The sequence below is a fragment of the Noviherbaspirillum humi genome (assembly GCF_900188095.1).
Classification (GTDB): Bacteria; Pseudomonadota; Gammaproteobacteria; order Burkholderiales; family Burkholderiaceae_D; genus Noviherbaspirillum; species Noviherbaspirillum humi.
Map to the genome: position 1 here is coordinate 488,164 of NZ_FZOT01000001.1, position 17,548 is coordinate 505,711.

The following is a 17,548-nucleotide window of genomic DNA, read 5'->3' on the forward strand; positions in this document are numbered from 1 at the left end:
AAGACCATGCTGCCCTTCGAACAGAAAATCACTTCCCGCGCCGACCTGGCGCGCCGCATCGCCGAATTGCCCAAGCCGGTGGTGCTGACCAACGGCGTCTTCGACATCCTGCACCGCGGCCACGTCACCTATCTGGCGCAGGCGCGGCAGCAGGGCGCCTCGCTGGTGGTGGCGGTCAATACCGATGCCTCGGTGAAGCGCCTCGGCAAGGGCGACGACCGGCCCATCAATATCTGCGACGACCGCATGGCGGTGCTGGCGGCGCTGGAAGCGGTCAGCCTGGTGGTGCCGTTCGACGAGGACACGGCGCTGGAAGTGGTGCAGCAGGCGCGGCCGGAGGTGTATGTCAAGGGTGGCGACTATGAAATGACTGCCATCCCGGAAGGGCAGGCGGTGCTGGCCTATGGCGGCAAGGTGGCGGCCATTCCGTTCGAACACGATCGTTCGACCACCAAGCTGCTGGTCAAGGTGCGGGCGGCGAAGTGACCTCGCCGGCCGCATCGGGACAGGCGCTGCTGGCGCAGGTACTGCGCGGCGGCGAAGTCGAGTCCAGCCACAGCGGCGCGGTGGCGGTGGTGGATGCGCGCGGCCGATTGCTGCATCACACCGGCGATCCGCATGGCCTGACCTTCACCCGCTCAACGCTCAAGCCTTTCCAGGCCATGCCCTTCGTCCATGCCGGCGGCCTGGAACGATTCGGCTATACCGAAGCCGAGGCCGCGCTCCTGTGCGCCAGCCACTTCGGCGAGGGCAAGCATGTGCAGGCGGCGCAGCGCATGCTGAGCCAAGCCGGCTGCGGTGAACATCATCTGCAATGCGGCTGCCATGAGCCGCTGCATTTCGGCATCGAGGGAAAGCGTCCGCATGCCGGCGAGGTCTTCAGCCAGCTGCACAACAACTGCAGCGGCAAGCATGCCGGCTTCCTCGCCTGGTGCATGCTGCATGGACAGCCGCTGGACAGTTATCTCGATCCATCCCATCCGCTGCAGGTCGCGGTGCGCGGCAGCGCGGCGCATTTCGCCGGCCTGGCCGAGGCCGACCTGCGCGCAGGCATCGATGGCTGTTCGGCGCCCAACTATGCAATGCCGCTGGCGTCGCTGGCGCTGGCTTACGCGCGGCTGGCGCAGGATGATCCGGACCCGGCCTACGGCGAAGCGCCGCGCCGGCTGTTCGCGGCGATGACGTCGCATCCGGACATGGTTTCAGGCAACGGCCGTAGCGACCTGGCCTTCATGCGCACCGCGCCGGGCGACTGGGTCGCCAAGGCAGGCGCCGAAGGTGTGCAGGCGCTCGGCATACGGTCCGCCGGGTTGGGCATCGCCATCAAGATCGCCGATGGCAATGCGCGCGCCCTGGCGGTGGTGATGGTCGACGTGCTGCGCCAGCTGGGCTTGCTGTCGAAGGTGGAGGGTACGCCGCTGGAAGCGTGGGCGCGGCCGGAGATCCGCAATCTGCGCGGCCTCCCGACCGGCGCAATCATGCCGGCGGTGCAGCTGATGAAGGCGTGAACTGCCCTTGACGGTTCAGTGATGATGCTGGTGGTCGGCGGCGGCCGGCTGGGCGGCTTCCTTGTCGACGACGACCGTGACTTCCACTTTGCCGGCCTTCTCGAAGTTCAGCGTCAGCGGAAACTTGTCGCCCTGCTTGAGCGGCTGCTTCAATTCCATGAGCATCAGGTGCATGCCGTCGCCCGGCTTGAGGGACACCTTGGCGCCCGGCGCAATGTCGACAGCAGCCACTTCGCGCATGCGCATGATGTTGCCGTCCATGTTCATGGCATGGATCTGCACCGAGCCGGCGACCGTCGTCGTCGCGCCGATCAGACGATCGGCTTTCTTGCCTTCATTCTCGATGCTGAAATAGGCGGCGCCGGTCGGCTGGCCCGGCATCGTGGCGCGGACGAAGGGATGACGGATTTGCAGCTCGCCGGCGCGGAAGCCGTGGGCAAGGGCGCTGCCGGCGAGGAGGAGGCCGGCGCAGAGGCTGAAAAGCAGGCGGAAACGCATGATGAGGTCGTGAATGAATTGACGCCGCCCGCGTCCAATGAGGGCGGGTCTGCAGGCGCAAAGAGCTTGCGGCATTATAGCAATCCGATTCGTTCCGATTTTTTGTTTCCCGGGTGGTAAAGATGAAGCGACGCCAATTTCTCCAGGCTATGGCCGCCAGCGGGCTGGCTGCGGCGGTCGAGGCGCATGCCGCGCCGACGGCCATGAACGTATACAAGAACGCCGGCTGCGGCTGCTGCGAAGGCTGGATCAAGCATCTGGAAGCGGCCGGCTTCCGTGTCAGCGCACAGGATGTCCCCGACCTCGCCGCCTACCGCAAGAAATATGGCGTGCCCGAAGAACTCGCCGGCTGCCATACCGGCGTGGTGCAGGGCTATGTGATCGAGGGCCATGTGCCGGCGGCCGAAGTGCAGCGCCTGCTGAAGGAAAAGCCGAAGGCGCGCGGCCTGTCGGTGGCCGGCATGCCGATGGGGTCGCCCGGCATGGAAGGCGGCAGCGACGATACCTACGACGTGCGGCTGATCAAGGCCGACGGCGCTTCTTCCGTCTACCGGCGCTATCGCGGCATGCAAGCTCTGGGATAGCGGCGCGGCGTTCCCAACCGTAGTTTTTCAGCGAGGTGAGTCCATGTATGAATTCAATGTCCAGGGCATGAGCTGCAGCCATTGCGTCAACGCGGTGACGCGTTCCATTCAGGAAGTCGACAGCGCCGCCAAGGTCGATGTCGACCTCGCCCGGCACAAGGTGCGGGTCGAGTCCAGCCGCGAAGCGGACAAGATTCAGGCGGCCATCGTCGACGCCGGCTACACCGTGAGCGGCGCCGCTCACTGACCGCGCAGTCAGGCGCCGCCGGCGTAGCCGTTCTGGCGCCAGGCTTCGAACACGACCACCGCAACGCTGTTGGACAGGTTGATGCTGCGGTTGTCGGGGCGCATCGGAAGACGGATGCGCTGGCCGGGCGGAAAGGATTCGCGCAGCGCCGGATCGAGGCCGCGCGTTTCCGACCCGAATACGAACACATCGCCGGGCCGGAAGCTGAGGCCGGCGAAGGGCGTGGAGCCGTGGGTGGTGAGGGCGAACATGCGCGCCGGCTCCGGCCGTTCGGCGGCGAGGTAGGCGTTCCAGTCACGATGCACCCGCATCGTCGCGAACTCATGGTAGTCGAGCCCGGCGCGGCGCATGCGCGCATCTTCCAGCGGGAAGCCGAGCGGCTCGATCAAGTGCAGCTGGGCGCCGGTGTTGGCGCACAAGCGGATGATGTTGCCGGTGTTCGGCGGGATTTCCGGCTGGACCAGGACGACGTGGAACAAGCAATTCTCCTTACTTCGGCGTGCGCGCGAACACCAGGCAGGTGACGCGCGCCGCGCCGTAACGTTTCAATAACAGCGCGATTTCGTTCAGGGTATCGCCGGTGGTCATGACATCATCGACCACGCCCACATGCTGGCCGCGCACGGCGTCGGCATGGGCCGGCGAGATGAGAAAGGCCTGGCGCACATTGCCGCGCCGTGCCTCCGGCGCCAGCAGGGACTGCGGCCGGGTATCCCGGCTGCGCTCGATCAGCCTCGGCAGCAGCGGCACGCCCAGGCTGCGGGCCAGCGGCCGCGCGATCTCCAGCGCCTGGTTGAAGCCGCGTTCCGCCAGGCGCTGGGGACCGAGCGGCACGGCGGTCATCAGCGTCATGGGCGCCGGCAGGGCAGCGGCATCGGCTGCCTCGCGCAGCATGGCGCCCATCAGCGGCGCCAGCGCCAGCCGGTTGCCGAACTTGAGCTGCAGCACCAGTTGGTCCAGGGGTATCGCATAGTCGGCGGCGGCCACGCTGTGGTCGAAGGCCGGCGGCTGCGCCAGGCAGGCGCCGCAGCGAACGGCGCTCTCCTGACTGGCGCCCGGCAGCGGCAGCGCGCACTGCAGGCAGCGCGCTGCAACAGGCCGGAAGAACTGCGTGCGGCAGCCGTCGCACAGGCTGCGCGGCGCGCGGCAGCCGCACAGGGCGCAGCTGGACGGCAGCAGCAGATCCAGGCAGGACGACAGCAGGCCCGGCAGCAATCGCCGCCGGGACAAAGTCGTGTCGATGCGTTCAGCCATGGGCGGATAATTCCCCATCCGTGTAAACTTGCCGGGATTATCTCATCCCGACCGCAGGCTTTTCGTGTCTTCCGCTTCCCCTCCCGATTCCACCAAGTTCAGCGCCCCGATCGATCTGCGCCGCGTGCGCGAGCTGTTCGCCGACCCGGCCCGGATCGCCGAGTCCGGCTTCCTGCGGCGCGAGATCGCCGGCCGCATGCACGAGCGGCTGCAGCTGGTGAAGATCGCGCCGGCGCAGGTGCTGGATGCCGGCTGCGGCGAAGGCGCAGATCTGGCCCCGCTGCATCAGCATTTCCCGGAAGCGCGCATCATCGGCATCGACGGCGCGCAGGCGATGCTGGCCCAGGCCGCCGCCGATGATGCCGCTGCCCACTCTTCCCTGAACCGCATGCTGGCGCGCTGGCTGCCGGCGTCGATGCGCGGACGCGGCGCCGCGGCGCCCGACCTCGTCTGCGCCGATTTCGGCCGTCTGCCGCTGGCGCCGGTGTCGGTAGATCTGATCTGGTCCAACCTGGCGCTGCACTGGCACCCGCAGCCCGACCAGGTGTTCGCCGAGTGGCGCCGGGTGCTGAAGGTGGACGGCCTGCTGATGTTTTCCTGCTTCGGGCCGGATACGCTGCGCGAACTGCGCAGCGCGATGGCGGCCGGCGGACAGGGCGATGCCCGCGTGCTGCCTTTCGTCGACATGCACGACTTCGGCGACATGCTGGTCAACGCCGGCTTTTCCACGCCGGTAATGGATATGGAAACCCTGACCGTGACCTATGAATCAGTCGACAAGCTGATCGCCGACGTTCGCGCGCTCGGCGGCAATCCGCTTGCCACCCGCATGCGCGGCTTGCTTGGACGGGATGCTTGGCGTCGCAGCGTTGATGCGCTGGAATCCTTGCGCCGCGAGGGCCGCATGCCGCTGACCTTCGAGGTGATCTACGGCCATGCCTTCCGTCCGGCGCCGCGCACCACGGCCAGCGGCGAAGCCATCATCCGCTTCGATCCGCGCCGCAAGCACTGAGGTTCATCGGCTCCCTCCAGACCGACAATAGGCCGCGATGCCGTAAACCCAAGGAAAATCGCGATTCCTTCGTGCGCTTTCCCTGTCAGACAGCAAGTTTTTGTGCTTGATAATGGAAAGCTTTCCAGAATATACTTTTGGGGCTATAAACCAGGACCAGAATTCCACTTTCGAGAGCGATGGCGATGGCGCCGCGAAACTGGGTATTGAGCCGCAACTGTTCCATCTCGCCGCGCCAGCTGGCCCTGGTCTATGCAGCCTTGTGCTGCATGTCTTTCCTCGTTGCGATGTTTTTTGCGATTCGCGGCGCGACCTACGTCCTGGGTTTCGCCATTCTCGAAATGTCGGCAGTGGGATGGGCGTTTTATCTGTATGCCCGGCATGCAACCGATCGCGAACACATTGCCCTCAATGATGATTGCCTTCTGGTTGAACTGGTGCGCACGGAGCGAGTGAGGCAGTTCAAGCTGGATCCCCGCCGGACGCGAGTCCATTTCCCCAATTCCAGGGAGCAATTGATCGGGCTTGAATCACTCGGCATCAAAGTCGAAGTGGGCAGGTTTTTAACAGAATGGAGACGGCGCGAGCTCGCGAGGGAACTGCAGCGGGAGCTGGCGCTAATAAGCAAGAATTCTTACATGGGCTTTTGAGGAAAATATGAACTACGCGAAGCGCCTTCAATCGTTGATCCTGGGTGCGTCGCTCCTGGCGGCCGGGATGCCGTCATGGGCGGTGGTCGACAGCCCGGGCGGCCCGGCAGTGCGCCAAATGAACTTCCAGCAGCCAGTCACCAAGATTGCGGAGGAGGTCTACTCCCTCCACAACCTAATGCTGATCATCTGCCTGGTGATCTTCCTCGCCGTGTTCGGCGTCATGTTCTATTCCATCATCAAGCACCGCCGCTCGCTCGGCCACAAGCCGGCGTCCTTCCATGAAAGTACCGCCGTCGAGATTGCCTGGACCATCGTTCCCTTCCTCATCGTCATCGGCATGGCGCTGCCTGCCACCCGCACCGTGGTCGCGATGAAGGACACCTCCAACGCCGACATCACCATCAAGGCCACCGGCATGCAGTGGAAATGGGGTTATGACTATCTCAAGGGCGAAGGCGAAGGCATTTCCTTCCTGTCCGCCCTGTCCACGCCGCGCGAGCAGGTCAACGATCCTTCCAAGGGGAGGAACGACAACTACCTGATCGAGGTCGACAACCCGGTCGTGGTTCCGGTCAACAAGAAGATCCGCATCGTCACCACCGCCAACGACGTCATCCACGGCTGGACCATTCCCGCCTTCGCGGTGAAGCAGGATGCCATCCCCGGCTTCGTGCGCGACACCTGGTTCCGCGCCGAGAAGATCGGCACCTACCGCGGCCAGTGCGTCGAACTGTGCGGCAAGGAGCATGCGTTCATGCCGATCGTGGTCAACGTGGTCTCGGAAGAAGACTACAAAAAGTGGACCGACGCCAAGAAGAAGGAAATGGCCGCCAAGGCCGACGATCCGAACAAGACCTACACCATCGACGAACTGAAGCAGCGCGGCGAAAAGGTCTACGCCGCCAACTGCGTCGCCTGCCACCAGGCCAACGGCAAGGGCGTGCCGGGCGCCTTCCCGGCCCTGGATGCATCCCAGTTGGTGAACGGCCCGAAGGGTCCGCAGATCGACGTGCTGCTCAACGGCCGCAACGCGATGCCGGCCTGGAAGGGCGTGCTGTCGCCGACCGATATCGCGGCCGTCATCACGTACACAAGAAACAACTGGTCCAACAAGGCCCAGGAAAATATTGTTCAACCGGCCGAAGTGCTGGCTGCGCGCAAGTAATCAGATAGGAGATCGAGATGAGCACCACAGCAGTTGATCACGCACATGATCACTCGCACGACCACGCGCATGACCATCCGCACGGCTGGCAGCGCTGGCTGTTTGCCACCAACCACAAGGACATCGGCTCCCTCTACCTCTGGTTCTCCTTCACCATGCTGCTCTCGGGCGGCGTGCTGGCCCTGCTGATCCGCGCCGAGCTGTTCCAGCCCGGCCTGCAGCTGGTGCAGCCGGAGTTCTTCAACCAGCTGACCACCATGCACGGCCTGATCATGGTGTTCGGCGCGATCATGCCGGCCTTCGTCGGCTTCGCCAACTGGATGATCCCGCTGCAGATCGGCGCCTCAGACATGGCCTTCGCGCGGATGAACAACTTCTCCTTCTGGCTGCTGCCGCCCGCGGCAATCCTGCTGGTGGGTTCGTTCTTCGCGCCGGGCGGCGCCACCGCCGCCGGCTGGACCCTGTACGCGCCGCTGTCCACCCAGATGGGCATCGGCATGGACATGGCCATCTTCGCCGTGCACATCATGGGCGCGTCGTCCATCATGGGCGCCATCAACATCATCGTCACCATCCTCAACATGCGCGCTCCCGGCATGACGCTGATGAAGATGCCGATGTTCTGCTGGACCTGGCTCATCACCGCCTACCTCCTGATCGCCGTCATGCCGGTGCTGGCCGGCGCCATCACCATGACGCTGACCGACCGCCACTTCGGCACCTCCTTCTTCAACGCCGCCGGCGGCGGCGACCCGGTCATGTACCAGCACATCTTCTGGTTCTTCGGCCATCCGGAGGTGTACATCATGATTCTGCCGGCGTTCGGCATCATCTCGCAGATCATCCCGGCCTTCGCCCGCAAGCCGCTGTTCGGCTACGCCTCCATGGTGTACGCCACCGCCTCCATCGCGATCCTGTCGTTCATCGTCTGGGCGCACCACATGTTCACCACCGGCATGCCGGTGACCGGCCAGCTGTTCTTCATGTACGCCACCATGCTGATCGCGGTGCCGACCGGCGTGAAGGTGTTCAACTGGATCGCGACCATGTGGAAGGGCTCCATGACCTTCGAGACGCCGATGCTGTTCTCGGTCGGCTTCATCTTCGTGTTCACCATGGGCGGCTTTACCGGCCTGATCCTGGCGGTGACCCCGATCGACATCCAGATGCAGGACACCTACTACGTCGTGGCCCACTTCCACTACGTGCTGGTGGCCGGCTCGCTGTTCGCCCTGTTCGCCGGCTTCTATTACTGGGGCCCGAAGTGGACCGGCTACATGTACAACGAGACCCGCGGCAAGATTCACTTCTGGGGTTCGATCATCACCTTCAACGTCACCTTCTTCCCGATGCACTTCCTCGGCCTGGCCGGCATGCCGCGCCGCTATGCCGACTATCCAGCGCAGTTCACCGACTTCAACATGGTGGCCTCGATCGGCGCCTTCGGCTTCGGCCTGATGCAGGTGTACTTCCTGCTGGCCGTGGTGCTGCCGTCCATCCGCGGCGGCGAGCAGGCTGCCGCCAAGCCCTGGGATGGCGCTGAAGGCCTGGAGTGGACCGTGCCGAGCCCGGCGCCTTTCCACACCTTCGAAACGCCGCCGACGGTGAAGTAAGACTGAGAGGGGCGGGCGCAAGCCCGCCTCCATGAACATGGCAGACCCGAAGAAACCCAGCAATACCCGCACCGCGCTGATCCTGGCATCGATCGCCATCGCGTTCTTCATCGGCGTCTTCGTCAAGCGCATCTGGTTCAGCTGACATGGACGATCGCCAGCCCTCGCGCAAGCTCAACGCCCAGATGCTGGGCAAGCTGGTCGTGGTGGCCATCATGATGTTCGGCTTCGGTTATGCACTGGTGCCGATGTACAAGAAGATCTGCGAGATCACCGGCATCAACATCCTGACGCCCAAGGATGCGACGGTGAAGGAAGTCGGCAATACCCAGGTCGACACGACTCGCACCATCACTGTCGAGTTCGATGCCAATGCCCATGGCCCGTGGCGCTTCCGCCCGACGGTCAACAGCATCCAGGTGCATCCCGGCGAGATGGCGCAGGTGGTCTACGAGGTGGTGAATACCCAGCCGCGCAGCATCGACGCCCAGGCGATCCCGAGCTACGCGCCGCAGCAGGCGGCAAGCCACTTCAAGAAACTGGAGTGCTTCTGCTTCCAGCAGCAGACGCTGGGGCCGAACCAGGCCAAGCAGATGCCGGTGGTGTTCTACATCGATCCGGCGCTGCCGAAGGAAGTGAAGACAATTACCCTGTCCTACACTTTCTTTGAAATCGGCGTGCCGGCCCGGGAAGGCAAGGCGAGCTGAGCGATGGACGACCCGGAAAAGGCGTCGCGGCGCAAGGCATCGTTCGGCGCCACGGTGAAGGCGGTGTTCTGGTCTTTCTTCGGCGTGCGCAAGCGAAGCGATTATGAGAAGGATGCGCAGCAGCTCAACCCGGTGCACGTCATCATCGCCGGGTTGATCGGGGCGGCCATATTTATCGTGACGCTGCTGGTGATCGTCAACAGCGTCGTGTCAAAGTAATACGTCGTAACGAAGCAATAATTTCACTGTATTGGGAGATGGAGATGAGTTCGCAACACGCAAAAGCGCCGTACTACTTCGTACCGGGCCCGTCCAAGTGGCCGGTTCTCGCCGGCGCATCCCTGCTGCTGACCATGATCGGCGCATCGGGCTGGGTCAACGGCTATGGCTGGGGGCCGATCGCCAACATCATCGGCATCCTGGCGCTGCTGGTGGTGCTCTACAATTGGTTCGGCGAAGCCATCGCCGAATCCGAAGGCGGCCTGTACGGCAAGCGCGTCGACGTGTCCTACCGCTGGAGCATGAGCTGGTTCATCTTCTCGGAAGTGATGTTTTTCGCTGCCTTCTTCGGCGCACTGTTCTATGCCCGCGTCTTGACCCTTCCGTGGCTCGGCGACCTCGATCACAAGATTCTCTGGCCCGACTTCGCGGCTCAGTGGGGCAACACCCCGGCCGGCACCATCCAGCCGTTCACCAAGATGGGCCCGTTCCCCATCCCGACCATCAACACCGCCCTGCTGCTCACTTCCGGCGTGACCCTGACGATCAGCCACCATGCGCTGCGCATGGGCCAGCGCGGGAAAACTGCGTTCTGGCTTGCCGCCACCATTTTGCTCGGCGCGGTGTTCATGGGCTTCCAGGTCTATGAGTACATGCATGCCTATTCCGAACTGAACCTGAAGCTTACCTCCGGCATCTACGGCTCGACCTTCTTCATGCTGACCGGCTTCCACGGCTTCCATGTGACCATGGGCGCCATCATGCTGGCGGTGGTGCTGGTGCGGATCATGAAGGGCCACTTCACCCCTGACCATCACTTCGCCTTCGAAGGCGCCGCCTGGTACTGGCACTTCGTGGACGTCGTCTGGCTCGGCCTCTACGTCGTGGTCTACTGGCTCTAAGCCCGCCTGCCACGAAAAAGCCGCACCTCGGTGCGGCTTTTTTAATTTTTTGGCAACGGGAAAAGCTTCCCGCCCGCGGGGTAAACCGGAGGGCGCCTGCCTAGCGAATGCCCGTCGGCTGAATGTAGCCGAAGTGATGCGCCAGCAGGATCATGCAGAACAGGGCAATCGAAAACCCGACCCGCAGCGCCAGCGCGGTCACGGTGCGGTTGCTGCGGCCCTTGTCCCGCATCAGGAACACCAATGCCGAACCAAGGCTGCCGAGAATGAGGATGAAAGCGATGGCGACGAGGATTTTCATGGCGGTCAAGGCACCGATCCGGACTTCGCGAATCGAAAATGCATGAATAAAGACTGACATTGTAATGCCAATAAGATTCCGCCCCAGCCTGATCCCCGCGCTGGCCACCGTGGTCGTGGTCGCCATCGGCATCGCCCTCGGTCAATGGCAAATGCGGCGCGCCGCCGAGAAGGAGGCGATCGAAGGCCGCATCGCCGCGCGCGCTTCCGCACCCGCTGTTCCACTCGACAGCCTGCCGCCGGATCCGGCGCAAGCTGAATTCCGCCGGGTCGAGGTCAAGGGAAGGTTCGAGCGTGCCTGGCCGATCTATCTGGACAATCGCCCCTATCGCGGCGTGCCCGGGTTTTACGTGCTCATGCCATTGAAGATCGCGGGAAGCGACTTACATATACTGGTGGCGCGCGGATGGATGCGGCGCGACGTCGCCGACCGCAGCCGCATTGCGCCTTATCCGACACCGGAAGGCATGGTCGACCTGCAGGGGACGATACGGCTTTCCGCCGGCCACGTGCTGGAACTGGGCAAGGCACAGGTACCGCAAGCCGGCGCCATCGTGCAGAATGTCGATCCGGCAGCGCTGGCCAGCGCTGCCGGCATGCGCATGCTGCCCTATGTGCTGGAGCAGACCAGCGACACCGGCGACGGCCTGGCGCGCGACTGGCCCCGGCCCTCCGCCGGCGTGGACAAGCACCTAGGCTACGCCTTCCAGTGGTATGCGCTGGCGGCGACGGCTTTCCTGTTTTTCGTGATTACCGGATTGAGACGTGGAAGAAAACAAGCAGAACGGCAAGGCCAAGGCTAACGGCCGCTGGAAGATGTTGGCCATCCTGGCGGTATGCGCGGCGCCGCTGATCGCCTCTTACCTGACTTACTACGTCATCAAGCCGCAGGGGCGGACCAACTATGGCGAGCTCATCGATCCGCGCCAGCATCCGCAGCCGACCATGAAGGCGAAGACCCTGGACGGCAGTCCCGTCGACCTGGCCGCCTACAAAGGCAAGTGGCAAATGCTGCAAGCCGGCCCGGCCCAGTGCGACGACGCCTGCCGCAAGCATCTGCACGACATGCGCCAGCTGCGGCTGGCGCAGGGCAAGGACATGGACCGCATCGAGCGCGTCTGGCTGATCACCGACGAGCAGCCGGTGGAAACCATCCTGATCCGCGAATACGACGGCACCCACATGCTGCGCGCGCCGGCGGAACAGATCAAGGCCTGGCTGCCGGCCGATGCCGGCACCACCTATGCCGACCACGTCTACCTGATCGACCCGCTCGGCAACCTGATGATGCGCTTTCCGAAAGATGCCGACCCGAACAGGATGAAGAAAGACATTGCCAAGCTGCTCAAGGCTTCGCGCATAGGATGACCACGCCATGCTGATCCAGCTCGCCATCATGGGATTGCTCGCCGCCTGCCTGCCGCTGTCGGTGGTGTGGGTATCGAACGATGCCAACAAGTACCGCAAGCTAGCCTGGGTGACGGTATTTCTCACCTTCGACCTCGTCATGTTCGGCGCCTTCACCCGCCTGACTGACTCCGGCCTCGGCTGTCCGGACTGGCCGGGCTGCTACGGCCATGCCAATCCGCTGCAGGCGCATGAACATATCAGTGCTGCCGAGGCCGCCATGCCGACCGGCCCGGTGACAGTGGCGAAAGCCTGGATCGAGATGATCCACCGGTATTTCGCGATGGCGGTCGGCGTGCTGATCATTGCCATGGTCGTCATCGCCTGGCGCAACTGGCGCCGCAATCGACGCACACCAACCGCGGAAGGGTCGGGCGGTCTCGCCATGCCGCTGCTGCTGTTCTTCTTCGTCTGTCTGCAGGGGGCGTTCGGCGCCTGGACGGTGACGCTGAAACTGCAGCCGGTGATCGTCACCCTGCACCTGCTGCTGGGCCTGACCCTGCTCGGGCTGCTGGCCTGGCATGCGGCGCGGCTGAGCCGGCATGCGCCGGTCGGGCAGGCGGCAGCGGGTCTGAAACTGGCGGCAGGCGCAGGCCTGCTGCTGCTGGCGCTGCAGATCGCGCTCGGCGGCTGGGTCAGCACCAATTACGCCGCCCTGGCCTGCGCCGATTTCCCGCTGTGCCAGGGTACCGTGGTGCCGCCCATGGATTACCAGCACGGCTTCACGCTGTGGCGCGAACTCGGCAAGACCGGCGCCGGCGACTATCTGCCGTTCGCCGCGCTCACCGCGATCCACTGGACCCACCGCAATTTCGCCTTCGTCGTGTTCGCCGTCGTCGGCTGGCTGGCGTGGCGCGCCGGCCGGGTGCCGGGGCTGGAGCGGACGGCGCGCTGGCTCGGACTGGCGCTGGCGCTGCAGCTGATCACCGGCCTGTCCACGATATTTTTGAACTGGCCGTTGGCGATCGCTGTCGCTCACAACGGCGGAGCGGCGCTGCTTTTGCTTCTCCTGACCATGTTAAACTTCAAGATTAGACTCGCGGGACGCCCGGTTTCCACCCTGTCATGCCATGCGCAAGCGGCCGCCCGCAGCATCCATCTGCCTGAATCGAATTGAATACGCTCACCATTCCCCCTAGCCGAATCGCCCAGTACTGGGCGCTGACCAAGCCGCGGGTGACGCAGCTTGCGGTTTTCTGCGCCGTGATCGGCATGTTCCTCGCCACGCCTGATTTGCCGAACTGGAAAATCCTGGTGGCGGCCACCGTGGGCATCTGGCTGCTGGCCGGCGCTGCCTTTGCCGTCAATTGCCTGGTAGAGCGGGAGATTGATTCGCGCATGGCGCGCACCGCCCGCCGCCCGATGGCGCGCGGCGAGCTGACCGTGCCGCAGACGCTTGCTTTCTCCGGCGTCATCGGCGGCATGGGCATGTGGGTACTCTACAACTTCGTCAACCCGCTCACCATGTGGCTGACCTTCGCCACCTTCGTCGGCTATGCGGTGATCTACACCATGATCCTGAAACCGGCCACGCCGCAGAACATCGTCATCGGCGGACTGTCCGGCGCCATGCCGCCGGCACTGGGATGGGCTGCGGTGGCGAACGACGTGCCGATGCAGGCCTGGATCCTGGTGCTGATCATCTTCGTATGGACCCCGCCGCACTTCTGGGCGCTGGCCCTGTATCGCCGCGACGACTACGCCAAGTCCGGCCTGCCCATGCTGCCGGTGACCCATGGCCTGAAGTTCACCCAGTTCCAGATCCTGCTCTACACGATCGCTCTCGTCGCCACCACGGTGCTGCCGTTCGCGGTGCGCATGAGCGGCCTGATTTACCTCGCCAGCGCGCTGACGCTCGGCGCCGTCTTCCTGTGGCACGCATGGCGCCTCTACCGGCATTACAGCGACCTGGTGGCGCGCAAGACCTTTGCCTATTCGATCATCTACCTGTCGCTGCTGTTCGTGGCATTGCTGGTTGATCACTACCTGTATTTCTGACCATGGCGCGCGCCTCCTCCGTTCTGCTCGCCGGATTGCTCGGCTTGTCCGCCGTCCTGCTGGGCGCTTGCGACCGTCAGTCCGACAGCGGCGGGATGATCCTGTCGCCGGTGAATTCCAGCTTCAAGAACACCGATGTGACCGGGCTCGGTTATGCCCGCGATTTCCAGCTGACCGACCACACCGGCAAGACTCGAGCGCTGGCTGACTTCAAAGGCAAGGCGGTGGTGGTGTTCTTCGGCTACACCCATTGCCCCGACGTTTGCCCGACCACGATGGCGGAGATGGCCGCGACCATGAAGCAACTCGGCCAGGATGCCGACCGGGTGCAGGTGCTGTTCGTCACCGTCGACCCGGAACGCGACACGCCGGAACTGCTGGCCAAATACGTACCTGCCTTCGATCCACGCTTTCTCGGCCTGACCGGCAGCCCGGAAGCAGTGGACAAGGTGGCCAAGGAGTTCAAGGTGTTCTACCAGAAAGTGCCCGGCAAGACGCCCGGCAGCTACACCATCGACCATACCGCCGGCAGCTATGTCTTCGATCCCCAGGGCCGCATCCGCCTCTTCGTGCGGCATGGGCAGGGCCCCGATGCCTTGGCGCATGACTTGAAGCAGCTGCTGGGCGGTTCTGCCTGACGCTGAGATTCCGGGCGTAGAACGCCGCGCAGGAAAAGAAAAAGCCGCTCCGGGGAGCGGCTTTTTTACGGCCTTGCGGCCAAGCTGTGCATTGATGCCCGATCTCAGGCAAAGGCCGCGAGGGTGCCCTTCATCTTCTTCAGCGCCGCGCTTTCGATCTGTCTGATGCGCTCGGCCGATACGCCGAACTCGTCCGCCAGTTCGTGCAGGGTGGCGCCGGAGCCGTCGTCATTGGCCAGCCAGCGGGCCTCGACGATGCGGCGGGAGCGGTCGTCCAGCTTGCTCAGCGCCGCTTCCAGCCCTTCCGACTGCAGGCGGTCGTACTGCTGCGCCTCCAGCGCCCGGGTCGGCTCGTTGGCGTCGGAAGACAGGTAGGCGATGGGAGCGAACTTGTCGTCCTCGTCGTCGCTCTGCGATTCCAGCGCGATGTCGTGCCCCGCCATGCGGGTTTCCATTTCCACCACTTCCTCGCGCTTCACATTGAGCGAATTGGCCAGATCTTCGACCTGGGCCGGCGACATCGCGTCCAGGCCTTCCTTGTGGCTGCGCAGGTTGAAGAACAGCTTGCGCTGCGCCTTGGTGGTGGCAATCTTCACCAGGCGCCAGTTCTTCAGGATGTACTCATGGATCTCGGCCTTGATCCAGTGCATGGCGTAGGACACCAAGCGTACGCCCTGGTCCGGATCGAAGCGCTTCACCGCCTTCATCAGGCCGATATTGCCTTCCTGAATGAGGTCGGCATGCGGCAAGCCGTAGCCCAGATAGCCGCGGGCAATGGACACCACCAGCCGCAGGTGCGACAGCACCAGCTGCTGAGCCGCAGCCAGGTCGTTCTCGTTGCGCCAGCGCCGTGCCAGGGAGACTTCCTCTTCCTGCGTCAGCATCGGCAGGCGGTTCACCGCCGAGATGTAAGCCTCGATATTGCCAAGGCTGCCCATGATTCCTAGCGACAGGGCATTCTTACCAGCAGGAACCAGCGCAGACTGTGCATTGGATGCTTTCATTGGTTCTCCTTGCTTCCCTGAGTGACCGGCATCATTGCCGATCACGATTTGAATCCTATATTAGCACTCGAGAAACGAGAGTGCTAATTAGGCTTTTGGAACACGAGCATAGGGAAAAAGCTATTGCACCCACAACTGTAATTGCAAGTACAACAATAGAAAACTATAGACGAGAAGACTTGACTCGAAGCAAGTCTTCCCGATTTTCCACTTTGGACCTATGTCGCCATTGACATGCATTAACGCAAGTGCTGCCGGATGGAGAGCATGGCGCCCAGCAAGCCGAGCGCTGCGCTGCCGGCAAGCAGCAGAGCGATCAAGTCGGCGCCGAGGGATGAAAGAGCGAACTGGGAGGAATACAGACGGGCCAACTCGGCGACCGCCGCGTTGAGCGGCAACAGCATCCCGGCCACGATCGCCAGAGAAATGACGCCGGCCACCAAGCCCAGCAGTGCGCCGCAGTAGAAGAACGGGCGGCGCACGAAGGCATCCGTGGCGCCGAACAGCCGGCACACCTCGATTTCCTCGCGTTGGGTCAGGATCTGCAGCCGGACGGTATTGAAAATCACCGCCACCACGACCACGCCCAGCGTGGCGCCGACGAACAGCAAGCCGATTTTCAGCATTGCCATCAGCGCCGCCAGCCGTTTCACCCAGGCGGAATCGACCTGAACGTATTCGACACCGGGCAGCGCCTTGAGTTGCGCCGCGATGGACTCAATTTTCGCCGCCTGGCCGGCATCCTGGCGCGCCGATACCTTGAGGACATAGGCATCCGGCAGCGGGTTTTCGCCCAGCACCGTCAAGGCCTCCGACAGCCCCGATTTGTTCTTCAGGTTGCCCAGCGCCTGCTCGCGCGGGATGAATTCCAGCTTGCCGCCGGCCTGCGCCTGCTGCAACACGCGCCGGATTTGCGGCGCCAGGGCAGCGGCCCGTTCGCGCGGCGTATCCACCGACAGGAACAGACTGATCTCCGGCTCCACCGCGATCTGCTCCGACACCGGGCGCACGCTCTCCAGCACCGTCAGGCCGGCGAAGGGCAAGGACAGGGCGATGGCGATCACCAGCACGTTGAGCAGGAAGCTGCCGGGCATGCGGCGGATCTGGCGAAACGCATCGCCCAGGGCGGCGGCCTGCTGCCGCATCCAGATGCTCATGCGGTGATTTCCTTTCCTGACATGAGGCCGGCCAGCCGGCCGCCGACGATCGAGATGATGCGCGGCGCCGTCGCCAGCACCGATTCGTCGTGGGTGGCGATGATGCAGGTGATGCCGGCGCTCTGGAATGCTTGCAAGGCCGACATCACGCGCGCTGCGCTAGCCTTGTCGAGGTTGGCGGTCGGCTCGTCTGCGAGGATGATGCGCGGCCGGTTGACGATGGCGCGCGCCACCGCCACCCGCTGCTGCTCGCCGCCGGAAAGCGACTGCGGCGCGGCATCGGCCTTGTTGAGCAGGCCGACCCTGTCGAGGGCGGCGCGGGCGCGCTGGTCGGCCTCGGCGCGGGCGGTGCCGGTCACCAGCAGCGGCAGCATCACGTTGGCCAGCACGTCGCGGTCCAGCAGCAGGCGCTGGTCCTGGAAGATCAGGCCCATCTTGCGCCGCAGGTAGGGCAGGCCGGAAGAGTTCAACTGGCCGACATCCTGGCCGTTGACCGTCACCCGGCCGCTGCTCGGTTTCTCGACGCCGGCGATCATCTTCAGCAGGGTCGACTTGCCGGCGCCGGACGGGCCGGACAGATAGACCAGTTCGCCGTCGCCGATGGTGAAGCTGACATTGGCCAGGGCCTGGTTGCCGCCCGGATACTGCTTGGAAACCTGGTGAAATTCGATCATGTCGTCAA

24 protein-coding genes are annotated in these 17,548 nt (G+C 64.0%); 17 read left to right on the forward strand and 7 right to left on the reverse strand.

All coding sequences use genetic code 11. The features are described from left to right. Positions 1-6 precede the first annotated feature (6 nt). A complete protein-coding gene (rfaE2, locus tag CHB88_RS02345; RefSeq protein WP_089397876.1) occupies positions 7-486 on the forward strand; it encodes a D-glycero-beta-D-manno-heptose 1-phosphate adenylyltransferase in 480 nt (159 codons plus the stop codon). Next, positions 483-1,508 carry an asparaginase gene (locus CHB88_RS02350; protein WP_089397663.1) on the forward strand — a complete coding sequence of 342 codons (1,026 nt, stop codon included), beginning with the start codon at positions 483-485 and terminating at the stop codon, positions 1,506-1,508. Before rfaE2 ends, CHB88_RS02350 begins: the two co-directional genes overlap by 4 nt. Before the next feature lie 15 nt (positions 1,509-1,523). On the opposite strand, the gene CHB88_RS02355 is transcribed toward CHB88_RS02350, so the two are convergent. Next, positions 1,524-2,006, reverse strand: a complete 483-nt coding sequence (locus tag CHB88_RS02355) for a copper chaperone PCu(A)C (protein ID WP_089397664.1) — start codon at positions 2,004-2,006, stop codon at positions 1,524-1,526. Between the two features lie 203 nt (positions 2,007-2,209). On the opposite strand from CHB88_RS02355, the gene CHB88_RS02360 reads away from it, so the two are divergent. Both CHB88_RS02360 and CHB88_RS02365 read left to right on the forward strand, forming a co-directional pair. Further along, a complete protein-coding gene (locus CHB88_RS02360; protein WP_342745474.1) occupies positions 2,210-2,590 on the forward strand; it encodes a DUF411 domain-containing protein in 381 nt (126 codons plus the stop codon). A gap of 43 nt (positions 2,591-2,633) precedes the next feature. Then, a complete protein-coding gene (locus tag CHB88_RS02365; RefSeq protein ID WP_089397666.1) occupies positions 2,634-2,837 on the forward strand; it encodes a heavy-metal-associated domain-containing protein in 204 nt (67 codons plus the stop codon). A gap of 8 nt (positions 2,838-2,845) precedes the next feature. Here CHB88_RS02365 and trmL read toward each other — a convergent pair whose 3' ends face one another. Both trmL and CHB88_RS02375 read right to left on the reverse strand, forming a co-directional pair. Next, on the reverse strand, positions 2,846-3,316 hold the full coding sequence (gene trmL / locus CHB88_RS02370; RefSeq protein ID WP_089397667.1) for a tRNA (uridine(34)/cytosine(34)/5-carboxymethylaminomethyluridine(34)-2'-O)-methyltransferase TrmL: 471 nt from the start codon (positions 3,314-3,316) through the stop codon (positions 2,846-2,848). A 10-nt stretch (positions 3,317-3,326) separates the two neighbouring features. Beyond that, entirely contained in the window at positions 3,327-4,091 is a 765-nt protein-coding gene (locus tag CHB88_RS02375; RefSeq protein WP_089397877.1) for a ComFC family protein, read from the reverse strand. 64 nt (positions 4,092-4,155) lie between these two features. On the opposite strand from CHB88_RS02375, the gene CHB88_RS02380 reads away from it, so the two are divergent. From CHB88_RS02380 to CHB88_RS02410, 8 genes are all read left to right on the forward strand, one after another. Continuing rightward, entirely contained in the window at positions 4,156-5,103 is a 948-nt protein-coding gene (locus CHB88_RS02380; RefSeq protein ID WP_245844665.1) for a methyltransferase domain-containing protein, read from the forward strand. Between the two features lie 179 nt (positions 5,104-5,282). Continuing rightward, entirely contained in the window at positions 5,283-5,753 is a 471-nt protein-coding gene (locus tag CHB88_RS02385; protein WP_342745476.1) for a DUF2244 domain-containing protein, read from the forward strand. Between the two features lie 7 nt (positions 5,754-5,760). Next, positions 5,761-6,921, forward strand: coding sequence for a cytochrome c oxidase subunit II (gene coxB, locus CHB88_RS02390; protein ID WP_089397668.1), 1,161 nt, complete (start codon positions 5,761-5,763; stop codon positions 6,919-6,921). 17 nt (positions 6,922-6,938) lie between these two features. Beyond that, a complete protein-coding gene (gene ctaD / locus CHB88_RS02395; RefSeq protein WP_089397669.1) occupies positions 6,939-8,534 on the forward strand; it encodes a cytochrome c oxidase subunit I in 1,596 nt (531 codons plus the stop codon). 31 nt (positions 8,535-8,565) lie between these two features. Then, positions 8,566-8,679, forward strand: coding sequence for a cytochrome oxidase small assembly protein (locus CHB88_RS25380; protein WP_425436045.1), 114 nt, complete (start codon positions 8,566-8,568; stop codon positions 8,677-8,679). A 1-nt stretch (position 8,680) separates the two neighbouring features. After that, positions 8,681-9,241, forward strand: coding sequence for a cytochrome c oxidase assembly protein (locus CHB88_RS02400; protein WP_089397670.1), 561 nt, complete (start codon positions 8,681-8,683; stop codon positions 9,239-9,241). 3 nt (positions 9,242-9,244) lie between these two features. Continuing rightward, positions 9,245-9,460: a DUF2970 domain-containing protein gene (locus CHB88_RS02405; RefSeq protein ID WP_089397671.1), complete on the forward strand. Its 216-nt coding sequence runs from the start codon at positions 9,245-9,247 to the stop codon at positions 9,458-9,460. A gap of 44 nt (positions 9,461-9,504) precedes the next feature. Continuing rightward, positions 9,505-10,362 carry a cytochrome c oxidase subunit 3 gene (locus CHB88_RS02410; RefSeq protein ID WP_089397880.1) on the forward strand — a complete coding sequence of 286 codons (858 nt, stop codon included), beginning with the start codon at positions 9,505-9,507 and terminating at the stop codon, positions 10,360-10,362. 100 nt (positions 10,363-10,462) lie between these two features. On the opposite strand, the gene CHB88_RS02415 is transcribed toward CHB88_RS02410, so the two are convergent. After that, complete coding sequence (locus CHB88_RS02415) at positions 10,463-10,663, reverse strand: twin transmembrane helix small protein (RefSeq protein ID WP_089397881.1); 201 nt, start codon at positions 10,661-10,663, stop codon at positions 10,463-10,465. 64 nt (positions 10,664-10,727) lie between these two features. On the opposite strand from CHB88_RS02415, the gene CHB88_RS02420 reads away from it, so the two are divergent. Genes CHB88_RS02420 through CHB88_RS02440 form a run of 5 tightly spaced genes read left to right on the forward strand, consistent with a single transcriptional unit; the run spans position 10,728 to position 14,705 of the window. Then, on the forward strand, positions 10,728-11,465 hold the full coding sequence (locus CHB88_RS02420; protein ID WP_089397672.1) for an SURF1 family protein: 738 nt from the start codon (positions 10,728-10,730) through the stop codon (positions 11,463-11,465). Between the two features lie 13 nt (positions 11,466-11,478). Beyond that, positions 11,479-12,030 carry an SCO family protein gene (locus CHB88_RS02425; RefSeq protein ID WP_089397882.1) on the forward strand — a complete coding sequence of 184 codons (552 nt, stop codon included), beginning with the start codon at positions 11,479-11,481 and terminating at the stop codon, positions 12,028-12,030. 7 nt (positions 12,031-12,037) lie between these two features. Beyond that, entirely contained in the window at positions 12,038-13,186 is a 1,149-nt protein-coding gene (locus CHB88_RS02430) for a COX15/CtaA family protein (protein WP_089397673.1), read from the forward strand. After that, positions 13,183-14,067 (forward strand): heme o synthase, encoded by an 885-nt coding sequence (cyoE, locus tag CHB88_RS02435; protein WP_089397674.1) that lies wholly within the window; start codon positions 13,183-13,185, stop codon positions 14,065-14,067. Before CHB88_RS02430 ends, cyoE begins: the two co-directional genes overlap by 4 nt. Before the next feature lie 2 nt (positions 14,068-14,069). Further along, entirely contained in the window at positions 14,070-14,705 is a 636-nt protein-coding gene (locus CHB88_RS02440) for an SCO family protein (RefSeq protein WP_089397675.1), read from the forward strand. Positions 14,706-14,809: 104 nt separating this feature from the next. Here CHB88_RS02440 and rpoH read toward each other — a convergent pair whose 3' ends face one another. The 3 genes from rpoH to CHB88_RS02455 all read right to left on the reverse strand — a co-directional run bounded on the left by rpoH (position 14,810) and on the right by CHB88_RS02455 (position 17,540). Beyond that, on the reverse strand, positions 14,810-15,709 hold the full coding sequence (rpoH, locus tag CHB88_RS02445; protein WP_089397676.1) for an RNA polymerase sigma factor RpoH: 900 nt from the start codon (positions 15,707-15,709) through the stop codon (positions 14,810-14,812). Between the two features lie 239 nt (positions 15,710-15,948). Continuing rightward, entirely contained in the window at positions 15,949-16,866 is a 918-nt protein-coding gene (ftsX, locus tag CHB88_RS02450; protein WP_089397677.1) for a permease-like cell division protein FtsX, read from the reverse strand. Beyond that, positions 16,863-17,540, reverse strand: a complete 678-nt coding sequence (locus CHB88_RS02455) for a cell division ATP-binding protein FtsE (protein ID WP_089397678.1) — start codon at positions 17,538-17,540, stop codon at positions 16,863-16,865. Before CHB88_RS02455 ends, ftsX begins: the two co-directional genes overlap by 4 nt. Positions 17,541-17,548: the final 8 nt, after the last annotated feature.